We start from the raw sequence: 240 nt of genomic DNA on the forward strand, positions 1-240 counted from the left end.
TTCGGTCATATCGTACTCGAATTTGAAAGGCGTGATCAGCCTGTAATGATTCGTATCCGCATTGAGGATTACGTCGATCGGCTCTTGCGCCGCCAGCATGTTGGCCAGATGGCCTGCCGGATTCGTATCCGGGGATTGCACGTAATTGACCGTGATATGAGGAAATTTCTTTTGAATCGCATTTCCGTATTGCGCCATCCAGTCGTCCTTCAAGTCTCCCGAGTTCGGATTATAAAACGT

At 48.8% G+C, this 240-nt stretch carries 1 protein-coding gene; it reads right to left on the reverse strand.

What is annotated here, in order from left to right:
* Positions 1-240, reverse strand: a 240-nt coding sequence (locus FE784_RS40175; RefSeq protein ID WP_218103892.1) for a hypothetical protein, incomplete at both ends; no start/stop codon positions are given.

The organism is Paenibacillus hemerocallicola, assembly GCF_006265175.1.
GTDB lineage: Bacteria > Bacillota > Bacilli > Paenibacillales > NBRC-103111 > Paenibacillus_AB > Paenibacillus_AB hemerocallicola.